This is a genomic window from Ornithinimicrobium sp. (assembly GCF_035267225.1).
GTDB lineage: Bacteria > Actinomycetota > Actinomycetes > Actinomycetales > Dermatophilaceae > Ornithinicoccus.
Genome location: NZ_DATFMA010000077.1, coordinates 1 through 13,941, shown reverse-complemented (window position 1 = coordinate 13,941; position 13,941 = coordinate 1). Strand labels below are relative to the sequence as shown.

The following is a 13,941-nucleotide window of genomic DNA, read 5'->3' as shown; positions in this document are numbered from 1 at the left end:
TCGACGGGCTCCGTCGCGCGGACGGGTTGACCGTGGTGGCGGCCATGCACGACCTCAGCACGGCGGCTCGCTTCGCCGACCGCCTGGTGCTCGTCGAGGCAGGCAGGGTCGTCGCGACGGGGGCTCCGGCCGAGGTCCTGGAGCCGGCGTTGCTGTCCCGGGTCTACGCGACTCCCTTGACCGTACGGGTGGTCGACGGGGAGCGCCTCGTGCTTCCCGCACCGCGGACACGGACTCATCCCACCGGGCGAGTATCGTGACCTCGGGCGGGGCAGCAGTGGTGTGAACCGGGGGTGGGGTTGTCCACGCGTCTGGTCAGCGCATCGCCACTGCTCGGCTCGATGACGTCGGGCGTCGTGACGGGACAGAGCATGGCCGCTGAAGTGAACAGCCGATGACCGGTGCCGTGATGATCGTCGGGGCCAGCAGCGGAGCGGGAAAGTCGACGGTGTCTGCGGCGTTGTGCCGCGCCTGGGCTCGACAGCATCGCGACGTGGTCCCCTTCAAGGCCCAGAACCTGTCGAACCACGCGGCGGTGACCGCTGACGGGGGCGAGGTGGGACGGGCCCAGGCGCTGCAGGCGCGTGCGGCCGGCGTGGAGGTCGACCGGCGGATGAACCCGGTCCTGCTCAAGCCCGCCCCCGAGGCACGCGCCCATCTGGTCGTGCTCGGCCAGGAGGTCATGGGTAGCGATGCGCGAGGCCAGGGACTGACGGCAGCCGAGCTGCGTCCGGTGGTGTTGCAGGCCCTCACGGAGCTGCGTACCGAGCACGACTGGGTGGTGCTGGAAGGGGCGGGGGCGGCCGCCGAGATCAACCTGCTCGACCGCGACATGGTCAACCTGCCTCTGGCCGCGGCGGCCGGGGTGCCGGCGGTGCTGGTGGTGGACATCGACCGTGGCGGAGGCTTCGCCTCGGCGTACGGCACGATCGCCCTGCTTCCCGAACGGCTGCGTCACTGCCTGGTCGGCCTGGTGTTCAACCGCTTCCGGGGCGACCCTGCCCTGCTCGACCGCGGCATCGCCGAGCTGGCCCTGTGGACGGGGGTCCCCGTGCTGGGAGTCCTGCCCCATCTGGGGGAGGAGCCGATGCTCGGCGTCGAGGACTCACTCGACCTCGGCGCTGCTTTCGAGTCGTCCCGGCAGTGTGGTCCCGCCCCGGTGCGCGTTGCCGTGGTGCGGCTGCCGCACCTGGCCAACCCCTCAGACATCGACCCGCTGGTCTTGGAGCCGGACGTCGTCCTGCGCTGGGCCACTCACCCGCGCGACCTCGTCGAGGCCGACCTGGTGATTCTGCCGGGGAGCCGTGCCACGGCCGAAGACCTGGCCTGGCTGCGGCGGCAAGGGCTGGCCGAAGCCCTGCGGACCACCTCGGCCTCGGTGCTGGGGCTGTGCGGCGGCTACCAGATGCTGGGCACGTGGATCGAGGACGAGGTGGAGTCAGGGCTGGGCGTGCTGGAGGGCTTGGGACTCTTGGACGTGCGCACGGTCTTCGCCGAGCCGAAAGTGGTCCAGCGCTCGGCGGGTCGCGGTGAGGGCCGTACGATCGCGGGCTACGAGATCCGCTGGGGACGTCCCTGTGTCGGTGCGGATCCGTGGCTGGAGGTCGACGGGGAGGCCGAGGGGGCCCAGAGCACCGACCGGCGGGTGCGCGGGACCAGCCTGCACGGGCTGCTGGACAACGACGACTTCCGCGCCGCCCTCCTGAGCGAGATCGCCGAAGCCCGAGGCCGTCAGTACACGCCCACCCCCACGGCCTACCAGGACGCGGTCGAGGCCCATCTGGATCGGCTCGCCGACTGGCTGACGGCTCACGTCGACCTCGCTCGCCTGACCACCTTGGCGTCCGATGCCGTCACCGTGGGGTGGGAGCCCGGGTGGTGACGGGCGGGTCCTGCTCCTCCAGGCGCAGCGGTAGCGGATCGGCGATCTCGCCCACGAAATGTCCCCCCTCGAGATCCCGGAACCCCAGCAGGGCGGGCTCGCCGTGGTCGTCGATGACGCGAGCCGCGTAGAGCGAGGGGTGGTCGACGCGGCGCCATCGGTCGGCGTCCCACGGACCCAACGGGCCGGCCCCCGGGAGAAGGTAGATCCCCCCGGATGAGCCGGAGGGGTGGTGGGCGGGGTTGATCCCCGTGTCGGCGCAGGACATGAGCAGCGCATGCCCACCGTCCACGATCGTGGGCTGGACGACCTCGGGGTGGTCGAACGGCCCGGGGGCGCTGCGAGGGGGCAAGACCTCCCACTGGTCGAGATCGGGTGAGACGGCATGCCCCACGACACCCCGCCCTGGGCCTTCGCCGGGGACCCGAGCGGTGAGGAACATGTGCCAGCCCGCTCCACTCGGGTCGGCCTGCACCCACGGATCCCTCCACGTCTGCTCCCACGCCGTGCGACCGTCGACGCTCTCGTACCAGCGGGGGTCCGCGGTGACCAGCGGGTTCTCGCCGAACCGCTCCCAGTGCACCAGGTCCGTGGAGTCTGCCCGGCCGATGCGTTGGACCGAGATGCCGTGCTCCCGGCTCGTGCCGGTGTAGAACATGTGAAAGGCGTGGGGGCCCCGAACGACCGAGCCCGTCCATATCGCGAGGTCGTCCCAGCCGGGCCCCTGGGAGGGCCTCAGGGCGTCGGGAAGCAGGCTCCAGCTGCGCCAGTCCCGGCTGACGGCGTGGCCGACGAAGGCGTGGCTGTGCCGACGCAGCGGGACCTGGAGACGGCGAGGTGCCTTCAGGAAGTACAGGTGGTGGGTTCCGTCCTCCTCGGTGATGGACCACGAGTCCCACACCCAGTGGTCGGCCAGCCTCAGCACGGTGATCTCCGGCCCGAGGCTGGGGCAGCGCTGAGGGTCAGTCCGTTGCAGACGGCATCGAGCCAGGTCGTCACCGACTGACGCGCCTGCGCCGTGTCCGGGTAGCGGCACCTCAGGTGGACCCCGGCGTGGTCGATCACGAACCAGACCATCACGCCATCGGCACGGGTCACGGCGGAGACGTGCTGAGCTCGCACCTCGGGGGGCAGCGATACCGGCAGCCTGCGGTTGTCGAGCCAGGAGAGCGCGAACATCCCCGGCCCGGCCGGCATGCCCCCGTACGGGGCCATGATCGGGGCCAGGGGGTAGGACCCGAGCTGCACAGCCTCGGCAACCGCCGCCGAACAGGCTCGGGGGTCGGGGTCGCCCGACTCCAGCACCGCGTTGGTGATGAACCAGCCCACGCTGTGGTGCCACCTCGCGTTGTGGCGGCTGTGCACCGGCAACACCGCCCGTAGAGGGAGGCCGGACAGCTCGCGCCCGACACGGGTGAGCACGGAGGTCGCCAGGGAGAGCAGTCGGACCCCCTCTGCCCGTGCTCGGTCCTCCCAACGCAGCAGGTCCGCGGCGTCGAGGACGTCGCGGACCTCGACCACCTCCGGCACCGGGGTCGACACATCGCCCAGGTCGAGGGGGAAGGTCGGCATCCGGCCGCCGCCGGACTCGAGGACCTGTGCCCATCGCCGCCGCACCGGCTCCGGCGCCGGGTCCTGCAACTCGAGCTGGGCACTGTGCTCGGCGAACGACGGTGCTCGGGTCAGGCCGGCACCGGGCTCGCGGGCTGCCCGGACGTCGTCGAGACAGGAGAGCAGGTCTCGCCCCAGGACCAACAAGGACCACGCGTCGGCGTGCGCGTGGTCCAGGCCCACGAGGACGCAGGGGTCGGATGAAGCCTCCCCGCAGAGCACCAGCCGGTGCGAGGGGCGCTCGAACGGCGCGCACCCGTGGTCGAGCACCTCCCGCACCAGCTCCCACGGCTGCTGGTCCGGGGAGAAGGCGTGCTGGGTCCACGAGCCGGGCCCGGTCTCGATCTCGTGCAGCTCGGCGGCCCCCGCGTCCCTGCGAGAGAACGCCGTGCGCAAGGTGCCATGACGTTCGATGACGGCAAGCCACGCCTGTTCCAGCTCCTCTCCCGAGACTGCCTGGCTCGGTCGCAGGGCGATGGCCATCCACGACCCGGGCCGCTGACCCGCATCGACGTGGCGGCGCTGGTCGAACGACACCGGCAGCTCCCGCCGCGAGCCCAGGGCGCTCACGGCATAGCTATGCACCGGGCCGTGGGGTAGGTCCAGATGGGCCACGCTGGTGAGCCGCATGCAGCCGTACTGTAGAACCTCAACGACCTCAGCCCCAGGAGACCGGGTGCCTTCCCTGCCGCTGCCGCGCGCCATCCTCGACTACGAGCTGTCCGAGTCCGGGGCTGACCCGGCCTCGCCCCTCGTCGTACAGCTGCATGGCCTGACCTCGAGCCGCGCCCGGGACGCCGAGCTGGGTCTCGACCTCGTGGCCGGGCTGACCGGTCACCGGGTGGCTCGGTACGACGCCCGAGGACACGGGGCATCCACCGGCGACCCCGACCCTGCCTCCTATCAATGGGGTGCGCTGGCGCAGGACCTGATGAGCCTGCTCGACGTGCTTGCGCCCGGACAGGCGGTGCACGGGGTGGGCCAGTCGATGGGCGCGGGCACCCTGTTGCACGCGGCCGTCGCCGCACCTCAACGGTTCGAGTCGCTGGTGCTCGGGATCCCCCCGACGGCGTGGAGCACCCGAGCCGCGCAGCGGCGGACCTACTTGAGCCACGCACAGGCCGTCGAGCGGGAGGGCGTGGAGGCGCTCCTGGCGCAGGAGGCGAGCTCCCCGACTCCGCCGGCGGTGGACGCGGACCGCCCTCGCGCGCGGCCGACGGTCACGGCGGAGCTGCTTCCGGCGGTGTTCGCAGGAGCGGCCGCCACGGACCTCCCCGCTCCCCACCGACTCGCCGCTCTGGCGATGCCGACCCTGCTGCTGGCGTGGGTCGACGACCCCGCCCACCCGCTGAGCACGGCTCAGCGCCTGCACGAGCTGATGCCGCACAGCCGGCTCGTGGTTGCCCGCACGCCCGCCGACACCCACACCTGGACCGCGTTGGTCGCCGATCACGTCGAGCGGACCTCGGAGCTGGTGCGGTAGAGCAGCGCGCCGCTGCCCCTCGCGCCCGCTTCGAGAGCGTCTCAGTCGGTCGTGCTCACCGTGGGGTCGATGCTCATGTCGCACGACAGGGTATGCGCGACGAAGCACTCGCGGTGGGCGACCTCGACCAGGCGCTCGACCTTCGCACCTCCGGACCCTCGGATCGTGATGTGGGGGCGCAGCGTGATGTGGGTGATCCGCACCGGGTGGACGTCCTCGGGCATCTCGGCGACGGCCTCGTCGGTGTAGCCGACGACGTCGACCCGCGCCCTGGCCGCGACCGCCAGGAACGAGAGCAGTTGGCACGAGCTTGCGGCCGCAAGCACGAGGAGCTCGGGGTTGAGATGGGACGGATCGCCGCCGAACGCCGGGTCTGCGGTCAGGCTCACGCCGGGCGCCCCAGCCACGGTGAGGTGGTGGCCTCGCTCGTAGGCCGCGTAGCCCAGACCCGTCGAGCCGGTCCATCGCAGCCGGGTCGCGTAGGTGTGGGTCGCCACGAACCGAAGCGTAGAGCACGCCCCTGGGCCACCGAGGGTCGCGCGGCGCTCACCGACCGGCCGTATGACGCCTGGTGCTGGCCCTGTCGTAGAGCCGCGATAGCGTCGCAAGGGTGTGAAATGTCACACTGCCCGTAGTAGTCCAACTCGGGGAAAGGCCCCTGGTGAGCGCCCAGATCGACGCAACCACACGCGCGCACACCGTGCGCGCCATCACCCAGGGGTACGCACGGGAACGAGGCCCTCTGCTGCTCGTCCTCCACGCCGTGCAGGCCGAGCTGGGGCACATCGACGACGCCGACATCCCGGCGATCGCCGACGTGCTCAACCTGTCGGTCGCCGAGGTGCACGGAGTGGTGTCCTTCTACAAGGACTTCCGCACGGAGCCCCCTGCTGCCCACGTCGTGCAGGTGTGTCGGGCCGAGGCCTGTCAGGCCCTCGGGGCGCAGCCGTTGTTCGCCGCCGCGACCGAGGCCGCCTCCGCCCGGAACGGGGTCGAGGTGGAGGAGATCTTCTGCTTCGGCAACTGTGCGCTCGGGCCCACCGTCAGCCTCGATGGTCGCCTGCACGGGCGGGTCGACGAGGCGCGCTTGTCCGAGCTGATGGGGCAGTGGGCGTGAACGGCGTGCAGGTCTACGTGCCGCGGGACTCCAGCGCGGTGTCCGTAGGCGCGCACGAGGTGGCAGCCGCGCTGGAGCAGGAGGCCGGGGTGCGGTTGCTGCGCAACGGCTCCCGCGGCATGCTGTGGGCCGAGCCGTTGGTCGAGGTCGTCACCGAGCGCGGCCGGATCGGCTATCCGAACGTCAGCGCGGCCGACGTACCCGGGCTCGTCGAACAAGGGATGCTCACCGGGGCCGACGTCGGCGGCTGCCTCGGGGTGGTGGAGGAGCACGAGTGGCTGGCCAGCCAGCACCGGGTCTCGTTCGCCCGCGTCGGGGTGATCGAGCCGACCGACATCACGGCGTACGCCGAGCACGGCGGGTGGGCGGGTCTGCACCGTGCCCTGTCGATGGACCCGGCCGACGTGGTCGAGGAGGTCGTCACCTCCGGCTTGAGGGGCCGCGGCGGGGCGGGTTTCCCCACGGGCATCAAGTGGCGCACGGTCCTTCAGGCCGAGGCCGACGTGAAGTTCGTCTGCTGCAACCTCGACGAGGGCGACAGCGGAACCTTCGCCGACCGTGTCCTGGCCGAGGGCGACCCCTTCACCCTCATCGAAGGCATGCTCATCACCGCCCACGCGGTGGGGGCGACCGAGGGCTTCGTCTACGTACGCTCGGAGTACCCCGATGCCATCGTCACCCTTCGCCGGGCCATCGACATCGCCTACGCCCACGGCTACCTCGGTGCCGATGTCCAGGGGAGCTCGCTGAGCTTCGACCTCCAGGTTCGCGTGGGGGCCGGGGCCTACATCTGCGGCGAGGAGACCTCCATGCTGGACAGCCTGGAGGGGCGCCGCGGGGAGGTGCGGGCCAAGCCGCCGATCCCCGCCTTGTCCGGGCTTTTCGGCAGGCCGACGGTGGTCAACAACCTGCTGAGCTTCGCCGCCGTGCCGATGATCCTCGCCGACGGTGGCGAGGCGTACGCCGCGCGCGGCACCGGACGCTCTCGCGGCACGCAGGTATGTCAGCTGGCCGGCAACATCGCCCGCGGGGGCATCGTCGAGGTCGACTTCGGGATCACCGTCCGCGAGCTGCTCGAGGGCTACGGCGGCGGCACCCGCTCCGGACGGCCGATCAAGACCGCCCAGCTCGGCGGCCCCCTGGGTGCCTACCTGCACCCGGACCAGTTCGACGTGCCGATGGACTACGAGGCCTTGGCGGAGGCCGGCGCCATGGTGGGTCACGGCGGCATGGTGCTCTTCGACGACACCGTCGACATGGCCGGTATGGCGCGCTTCGCCATGGAGTTCTGCGCGGCCGAGAGCTGTGGCAAGTGCACGCCGTGCCGGGTCGGCTCGGTGCGTGGGGTGGAGACCATCGACCGCATCCGCGGTGGGCAGGACCGCGAGAAGAACCTCGTGCTGCTGCAGGACCTCTGCGCCACCATGACCAAGGGGTCGCTGTGCGCGATGGGTGGGCTCACGCCGATGCCGGTCACCAGCGCCCTCAAGCACTTCCCCGAGGACTTCGACGTCGCACCCGGCAGCGACCTGGCCGACCTCACGCCGACGGACAGCGACAACCTCCAGGCGACCCAGCACAGCGCCATCTCCGAGCGGAGCACGACATGACCTTGCAGATCGACCAGCCCGCCGGTCCCATCGGAGCCCCGCCACGTCAGCCCAGCCCCGGCGCCGCTCCGGGTGGCGCCCCCTACGCGCCGGAGACGGACTACGGCACGCCGGCGCTCGCCGGCCCGCCTGATGCCGCCGTCACCATCGACGGCAGGCAGGTGCAGGTCCCCGCGGGGACCTCGGTCATGCGCGCGGCCAAAGAGGCCGGCGTCGACATCCCGAAGCTCTGCGCCACCGACTCCCTCAAGGCGTTCGGGTCCTGTCGGCTGTGCCTGGTCGAGGTGGAGGGCGGCAAGGGGACGCCCGCCTCGTGCACGACGCCGTGCAGCGACGGAATGGTGGTGCGCACCGACACTGAGCAGGTGAGTGACCTGCGTCGCAGCGTCATGGAGCTGTACCTCTCGGACCACCCCACCGACTGTGCGGGCTGTGCGCGGGGAAGCTGTGAGATGCAGGACCTGGCCCAGCGCACCGGTGTCGCCGAGGTGCGCTACGGCCTGCCGGGCAGCGGCGGCGAGGCCTCGACCGCGACGAGTGCCCCGACGTCCTCGGCCACGGCGGTGCCCACGCTGCACACCCATGTGGACGGTGGCGCCGCCCGGGACGAGACCAACCCCTACTTCGACTACGACCCCCAGGCGTGCATCGTGTGCTCACGGTGCGTGCGCGCCTGCGCGGACACGCAGGGCACCTTCGCGCTGACGGTCACCGGTCGCGGCTTCGACTCTCGCATCGCTCCGGGACCGACCGACTTCTTCGGCTCGGAGTGTGTCTCGTGCGGTGCCTGCGTGCAGGCCTGCCCCACCGACGCCCTCACCGAGAAGTCGGTGGTCTCACTGGGGATGCCGACGCGGTACGTCGACACCACCTGCGCCTACTGCGGCGTCGGCTGCAGCTTCCGCGCGGAGGTGCGCGACGAGCAGACCGAGACCGGCACCAGCACCACCGTGGTGCGGATGACACCGAGCAAGAGCGGCGGGGCCAACGAAGGGCACTCCTGCGTCAAGGGACGGTTCGCCTACGGTTACGCCCAGCACGCCGACCGCCAGATGCATCCCATGGTGCGCGACTCCATCGACGACGACTGGCGGGTGGTCGGCTGGGAGGAGGCGATCTCTCGCGCGGCCGCGGGGTTCAAGGCCATCCAGGCCGAGCACGGGAGGGGCTCGATCGGGGCCATCTCGAGCTCGCGGTGCACCAACGAGGAGGTGTACGTCGTCCAGAAGATGGTGCGGACCGCCTTCGGCAACAACAACATCGACACCTGTGCCCGCGTCTGCCACTCGCCCACGGGGTACGGGCTGAACCAGACCTTCGGCACCTCCGCCGGCACCCAGGACTTCGCCTCGGTCGAGGACACCGACCTCGTCCTGCTCATCGGGGCCAACCCGACGGACGCCCACCCCGTCTTCGCCTCGCGGATGAAGCGGGTCCTGCGGCGGGGGGCCGGCCTCATCGTGGCCGACCCGCGGGCCATCGACCTGGTGCGTAGCCCGCACGTGCAGGCACAGCACCACCTGCCGCTGCTGCCCGGTAGCAACGTCGCGTTCATCAACGCGATGGCGCACACCATCGTCACCGAGGGGCTGCACGACGAGGAGTTCCTGCGCGAGCGCTGCGAGGACGTGGACCGCTACCTGCAGTTCCTCATGGCCGAGGAGAACAGCGCCGAGCAGACGCAGCGGGCCACCGGCATCCCCGCCGACCAGCTGCGGGCCGCTGCCCGCGCCTACGCCGCCGCTGCCAACGCGAGCATCTACTACGGGCTCGGCGTGACCGAGCACAGCCAGGGCTCGACCATGGTGATGGGTATGGCCAACCTGGCCATGCTGACCGGCAACATCGGCCGGCCGGGTGTCGGCGTGAACCCGTTGCGCGGGCAGAACAACGTGCAGGGCTCGTGCGACATGGGCTCCTTCCCGCACGAGCTGCCCGGCTACCGGCACATCGCCCTCGACGCGGTCCGCGACATCTACGAGTCGCTCTGGGGGGTCGACCTCGATCCCGAGCCGGGCCTGCGCATCCCGAACATGTTCGACGCCGCGCTCGGCGGCTCCTTCAAGGGGCTGTTCGTCCACGGGGAGGACATCGCGCAGTCCGACCCCAACCTCAACCACGTCCGCTCGGCTCTGGGGTCGATGGACCTCGTCGTCGTGCAGGACCTCTTCCTCAACGAGACCGCGAAGTTCGCGCACGTGTTCCTGCCCGGCAGCAGCTTCCTGGAGAAGGACGGCACCTTCACCAACGCCGAGCGCCGCATCAACCGGGTGCGCCCGGTCATGCCGAGCGCGGTCGGCAAGGACGAATGGCAGGTGGTCTGCGACATCACCACGGCGCTCGGCTACCCCATGCGCTACGACAACGCCGCGCAGATCATGGACGAGATCGCGGCCACCACCCCCACGTTCGCGGGCGTGTCCTTCGCCCGGCTGGACGCCGAGGGGTCGATGCAGTGGCCGGTGAACGAGAAGGCGCCCCACGGCACGCCGACCATGCACGTCGGTGAGTTCGTCCGCGGCAGAGGCAGGCTGATGCCGACCGTCTTCGTGCCCACCACCGAGACGACCAACCGGCGGTACCCGCTGATCCTGACCACGGGGCGGATCCTGAGCCAGTACAACGTCGGCGCGCAGACCCGACGCACCCCGAACTCGACCTGGCACCCCGAGGACACCCTCGAGATCCATCCTGCCGATGCGGAGCCGCGCGGCATCCGCACCGGGGACCGAGTGGAGCTCTCCAGCCGGGTCGGGGCCACGGCGCTGCACGCCGTGGTGTCCGAGCGGATGCAGCCGGGCGTGGTGTACACCACCTTCCATCACCCGGTGACGGGGGCGAACGTGGTGACCACGGAGAACTCGGACTGGGCCACCAACTGCCCGGAGTACAAGGTCACCGCAGTCCAGGTCGGGGTGGCCAACGCCGGGCAGCCGGCCGCCGACACCAGCTACGAGCTGCAGGGGGCTGGGCGCTCGTGACCGACCGCAGCGCGCTGCCCCCAGAGATACGGATGGGCGACGACGTCAGCCGTGCGATGGCGCACCTGCCCCGCGACGAGGCGAGTGAGCAGATCGCGACCCACCTTCGCAAGTTCTGGGAGCCGCGCATGCGGGAGGCCATCATCCAGCGCGTCCGGGAAGGCGACGATCGCGTCAACCCGCTGCTGACCTCAGCCGTGCACGACTACCTGGACGGCGACATCGACCGCGAGGAAGTCTCCGAGCCCTCCGGCGGCTGACTCGCGAGCCCGCCCCGTGACGCATCCGCCGGTGGAGCTACTGCACCGGAGAGTCGGGAGGGGGGAGATGATGCGGGAGGCTCTGATCGATGGTGGCCACCCCCTCGACCGTGCTCGCCGCGGCGAGGTGCTCGGCGTCCGGGGCGGTGCCGGTGATCATCCCCAGCTCGGACATCACCTGTTGGACCACGACGCCGCTGCGGGTCAGCCCGGCGCAGACCTCGTCGAGGTGCCCGTAGTACCGCGCCTCGACGGTGATCACGATCTGCCGCGGTGCCGAGCCTTCCGACCCGAGCTGACCCGGGTCCGCCGGGATGCTCACAGCTCGGACCCCACCTGCACCAGCCCGGCCCCGACGTCGACCGACGGCAGCTCGAGCCGGCGGGACTGCTTGTCAAGGGTCGCCCACAGCTCCAGGCCCCGCCGGCCGGTGACCGCGGCCCAGACCGCGGCCACACCGGCGGCGTGAGGAGTGGCCATGCTCGTCCCGCTGATCGAGTGGTAGCGCTCGGGCATCGGCCAGGAGGAGAAGACCTCGACCCCCGGCCCGGCCAGGTCGACCTGCCCACCCGAGCCCGGCAGGCTGCGGGCCGAGAAACGGGCGACGGCCAGAGCCGAGTCGACCGCCCCTACGGCCATGACAGCGGGGCTGTTGGCGGGGGTCCCGACGAAGCCGGGGTCGCCGGGACGGTCCGCGTTGTTGCCGGCGGCCGCGATGATCAGCGACCCGCGCTCGAGGGCTCGCCGGCCGGCCACGACGTAGGGCGGATGCTGCTCGGGCACGTCCGCGCCGAGCGACATCGAGATCACGGCGCACTCGTTGGCCACGGCCCAGTTGATCCCGGCCAGGATCCCGGCGTCGGAACCCGAGCCCGAGTCGCCGAGGACCTTGCCCGCATAGATCTCGGCTTCGCTGGCCACGCCGTAGCGGCGGCCTTGGTCCGAGACACCGCCGCAGGCGCTGCCGATGCAGTGCGTCCCGTGGCCGTGGCCGTCCTGGGGGCCCTCGCCCTCGACGAAGGACTTCGCGGTGACGGCGCGGCCGGCGAAGTCAGGGTGTTCCAGGTCCATCCCGGTGTCCAGCACCGCCACCCGGATCCCGGCTCCGGCGGGGCTGTCGGGCGCCCACCCGATCGCGTGCAGACCCCAGGTGGCATCCTCGCCGTCCTCGAAGACCGGGCCCGGACGCTCGCCGGGGTCTTCACCCAGACGGCGGCTGAGGTCCTCCACGCCGGCCCGGTAGCCCTCGAGAAAACCCGGTGCGGGCAGGATGTGGTAGATCAGCTCGGGCACGACGGTCTGCACCGCAGCGGTGGGGTCACCCACGGCTGCCTGCAGCGCGCCCACCTGGTCGGGGTCGGCCTCGACCACGGCGATGCCGAGCTCGGCGAAGACCATGCCCTCGGACCCACCGGCGGAGTCCATGTCCACCGCTTGGGCCCCGAAGTCCCGGGACGAGGCGACCGTCCGCATCCCTGCTACCTGGGTGAGGACGGGAGCCGGGTCCGCGCCGTCGGGCATCACCACGACGTAGCGGCCGGTCACCTCGGCGGACCGGTGTGGCGACGCGACCTGGCTGCCCCCGTGAGCGTTCTCGATCATGAGCCTCTCCCGTCTGTCTCCGTCAGCGTATGCCGATGCTCGCCGGGCCGGTAGCCCCCGCACGCGACAGCGCTGCGGCCCTGCGACGTACCGTGGCGCATTCGCCTCTGACACGGTGCCAGGCAGGAGAACTGTCTCGTGATGCCCACCGGAGACTCGCTCGGCTCGGCCAGGTGTCGGTCCGGATGCTGCGCCACTACGACCGGATCGGCCTGCTGACCCCGGCCCGAGGCAGGACGATAGGCGGATGACGTCGCACAGCTGGCAGGGACGGGTCTTCATCGCGCAGAGCCTCGACGGGTTCATCGCCCGTCCCGACGGCGACCTGGGATGGCTGACGGACCCTCCGCACGACGAGGGTCACGTCACCGGTCACGACGGGCCGGAGCCGCCACCCGGCTACGAGGCGTTCATGGCCGGCATCGACCACCTTGTGGTCGGTCGCGGCACCTACGAGAAGGTGCTGACCTTCGCCGGGTGGCCGTACGCGGGTCACCACGTCATCGTGCTCGGCTCCACGCTGGCGCCCGGCGTCGACGAGCGCATCTCGGTGGCCCACTCCGTGCCGGAGGTGGTGCAGACCCTGGAAGGTCGCGGTGCCCGCGCCGTCTACGTCGACGGCGGTCAGGTCATCCAGGAGTTCCTGCGCCAGGGCCTGGTCGACGAGCTCGTCATCAGCACCGCCCCGGTCCTCCTCGGCGCGGGCATCCCGCTGTTCGGGGCTCTCGGGACGGACGTGCAGCTGACCCATCTGGGCACCTCGTACGCCGGCTCGGGCATGACGAGCAGCCGCTATCGGGTCAAGCACTGACCGGCGAGCACCGCGTGCGGGGCACGCTGCGCCACGAGCCCTGCGATGAGGCCTAGAAGAACTGGTCGATGAGGATCGCGTTGCCGTCCGGGTCGACGAGCGTCAGCGAGGTGGCCCCGGTGCTCTCGGTGTCGGCGCGGTTGGTCAGCGGGACATCGGCGTCGTCGAGGCGGGACTGCACCTCACGCACGTCGGTGAACTGCTCGAGCCGCTCCATCCGGTTGGTCAGGCCCGGGTTGAAGGTGAGGATGTTGCCCTCGAACATCCCGTGAAACAGGCCGATCGTGGTCTCACCGTTCTTGAGGATCAGGTAGTTGTGCTCGGCCGCACCACCAGTCACCTCGAAGCCGAGCTTCTCGTAGAACGCACGTGACGAGTCGAGATCCGCCACGCTCAAGGAGATCGAGAAGGCACCGAGCTCGAGACTCCCGGGCCGGCCGGTGGGGGCGGCTGGGACGGTGGGCAGCTCCTCGAAACCTGACATCTCGAGACTCTGGCGACCGGGGGCCGCGCCTGTCAACCGCGCCCACCTGACTGGCTCTCGCGGGACCTAGCGTGCGCGATCCGGGCCCACGTCTGAGCGT

Annotated in this window: 14 protein-coding genes and 1 pseudogene; 9 read left to right on the top strand and 6 right to left on the bottom strand. The window is 71.2% G+C overall.

What is annotated here, in order from left to right:
* Together VJ976_RS07420 and VJ976_RS07415 are read left to right on the top strand one after the other, a co-directional pair.
* A pseudogene (locus tag VJ976_RS07420) lies at positions 1-260 on the top strand (ABC transporter ATP-binding protein); the annotation flags it as partial.
* Between the two features lie 134 nt (positions 261-394).
* Positions 395-1,882: a cobyric acid synthase gene (locus VJ976_RS07415; protein WP_324099485.1), complete on the top strand. Its 1,488-nt coding sequence runs from the start codon at positions 395-397 to the stop codon at positions 1,880-1,882.
* Here the strand turns inward: VJ976_RS07415 and VJ976_RS07410 are convergent.
* Positions 1,854-2,807 (bottom strand): glycosyl hydrolase family 32, encoded by a 954-nt coding sequence (locus tag VJ976_RS07410; protein ID WP_324099484.1) that lies wholly within the window; start codon positions 2,805-2,807, stop codon positions 1,854-1,856. The genes VJ976_RS07415 and VJ976_RS07410 overlap by 29 nt on opposite strands.
* Positions 2,801-4,123 (bottom strand): condensation domain-containing protein, encoded by a 1,323-nt coding sequence (locus VJ976_RS07405; protein ID WP_324099483.1) that lies wholly within the window; start codon positions 4,121-4,123, stop codon positions 2,801-2,803. Before VJ976_RS07405 ends, VJ976_RS07410 begins: the two co-directional genes overlap by 7 nt.
* A gap of 46 nt (positions 4,124-4,169) precedes the next feature.
* On the opposite strand from VJ976_RS07405, the gene VJ976_RS07400 reads away from it, so the two are divergent.
* Positions 4,170-4,976 carry an alpha/beta fold hydrolase gene (locus VJ976_RS07400; protein ID WP_324099482.1) on the top strand — a complete coding sequence of 269 codons (807 nt, stop codon included), beginning with the start codon at positions 4,170-4,172 and terminating at the stop codon, positions 4,974-4,976.
* A gap of 41 nt (positions 4,977-5,017) precedes the next feature.
* Here VJ976_RS07400 and VJ976_RS07395 read toward each other — a convergent pair whose 3' ends face one another.
* A complete protein-coding gene (locus VJ976_RS07395; RefSeq protein WP_324099481.1) occupies positions 5,018-5,473 on the bottom strand; it encodes an OsmC family protein in 456 nt (151 codons plus the stop codon).
* Between the two features lie 164 nt (positions 5,474-5,637).
* Between VJ976_RS07395 and VJ976_RS07390 the strand changes: the two genes are divergently transcribed.
* Genes VJ976_RS07390 through VJ976_RS07375 form a run of 4 tightly spaced genes read left to right on the top strand, consistent with a single transcriptional unit; the run spans position 5,638 to position 10,944 of the window.
* Complete coding sequence (locus VJ976_RS07390; protein ID WP_324099480.1) at positions 5,638-6,093, top strand: NAD(P)H-dependent oxidoreductase subunit E; 456 nt, start codon at positions 5,638-5,640, stop codon at positions 6,091-6,093.
* Positions 6,090-7,703 carry a formate dehydrogenase beta subunit gene (locus VJ976_RS07385; RefSeq protein ID WP_324099479.1) on the top strand — a complete coding sequence of 538 codons (1,614 nt, stop codon included), beginning with the start codon at positions 6,090-6,092 and terminating at the stop codon, positions 7,701-7,703. The genes VJ976_RS07390 and VJ976_RS07385 overlap by 4 nt, the downstream gene beginning before the upstream one ends.
* Positions 7,700-10,684, top strand: coding sequence for a formate dehydrogenase subunit alpha (gene fdhF, locus VJ976_RS07380; RefSeq protein WP_324099478.1), 2,985 nt, complete (start codon positions 7,700-7,702; stop codon positions 10,682-10,684). Before VJ976_RS07385 ends, fdhF begins: the two co-directional genes overlap by 4 nt.
* Positions 10,681-10,944: a formate dehydrogenase subunit delta gene (locus VJ976_RS07375; RefSeq protein ID WP_324099477.1), complete on the top strand. Its 264-nt coding sequence runs from the start codon at positions 10,681-10,683 to the stop codon at positions 10,942-10,944. The genes fdhF and VJ976_RS07375 overlap by 4 nt, the downstream gene beginning before the upstream one ends.
* Before the next feature lie 37 nt (positions 10,945-10,981).
* On the opposite strand, the gene VJ976_RS07370 is transcribed toward VJ976_RS07375, so the two are convergent.
* Both VJ976_RS07370 and VJ976_RS07365 read right to left on the bottom strand, forming a co-directional pair.
* On the bottom strand, positions 10,982-11,266 hold the full coding sequence (locus VJ976_RS07370; RefSeq protein ID WP_324099476.1) for a hypothetical protein: 285 nt from the start codon (positions 11,264-11,266) through the stop codon (positions 10,982-10,984).
* On the bottom strand, positions 11,263-12,546 hold the full coding sequence (locus VJ976_RS07365) for a S8 family serine peptidase (RefSeq protein WP_324099475.1): 1,284 nt from the start codon (positions 12,544-12,546) through the stop codon (positions 11,263-11,265). The genes VJ976_RS07370 and VJ976_RS07365 overlap by 4 nt, the downstream gene beginning before the upstream one ends.
* Before the next feature lie 29 nt (positions 12,547-12,575).
* On the opposite strand from VJ976_RS07365, the gene VJ976_RS07360 reads away from it, so the two are divergent.
* Both VJ976_RS07360 and VJ976_RS07355 read left to right on the top strand, forming a co-directional pair.
* On the top strand, positions 12,576-12,797 hold the full coding sequence (locus VJ976_RS07360; RefSeq protein WP_324099474.1) for a MerR family DNA-binding transcriptional regulator: 222 nt from the start codon (positions 12,576-12,578) through the stop codon (positions 12,795-12,797).
* Entirely contained in the window at positions 12,794-13,357 is a 564-nt protein-coding gene (locus VJ976_RS07355; RefSeq protein ID WP_324099473.1) for a dihydrofolate reductase family protein, read from the top strand. The genes VJ976_RS07360 and VJ976_RS07355 overlap by 4 nt, the downstream gene beginning before the upstream one ends.
* Positions 13,358-13,409: 52 nt before the next feature.
* Here the strand turns inward: VJ976_RS07355 and VJ976_RS07350 are convergent, their stop codons facing one another.
* On the bottom strand, positions 13,410-13,841 hold the full coding sequence (locus tag VJ976_RS07350; RefSeq protein ID WP_324099472.1) for a VOC family protein: 432 nt from the start codon (positions 13,839-13,841) through the stop codon (positions 13,410-13,412).
* Between the last annotated feature and the right edge of the window lie 100 nt (positions 13,842-13,941).

Coding starts and splice junctions, on each gene's coding strand:
- VJ976_RS07415 (WP_324099485.1), top strand. CDS start 395: ATGACCGGTGCCGTGATGATCGTCGGGGCCAGCAGCGGAGCGGGAAAG.
- VJ976_RS07405 (WP_324099483.1), bottom strand. CDS start 4,123: ATGCGGCTCACCAGCGTGGCCCATCTGGACCTACCCCACGGCCCGGTG.
- fdhF (WP_324099478.1), top strand. CDS start 7,700: ATGACCTTGCAGATCGACCAGCCCGCCGGTCCCATCGGAGCCCCGCCA.
- VJ976_RS07365 (WP_324099475.1), bottom strand. CDS start 12,546: ATGATCGAGAACGCTCACGGGGGCAGCCAGGTCGCGTCGCCACACCGG.
- VJ976_RS07360 (WP_324099474.1), top strand. CDS start 12,576: ATGCCGATGCTCGCCGGGCCGGTAGCCCCCGCACGCGACAGCGCTGCG.
- VJ976_RS07355 (WP_324099473.1), top strand. CDS start 12,794: ATGACGTCGCACAGCTGGCAGGGACGGGTCTTCATCGCGCAGAGCCTC.
- VJ976_RS07350 (WP_324099472.1), bottom strand. CDS start 13,841: ATGTCAGGTTTCGAGGAGCTGCCCACCGTCCCAGCCGCCCCCACCGGC.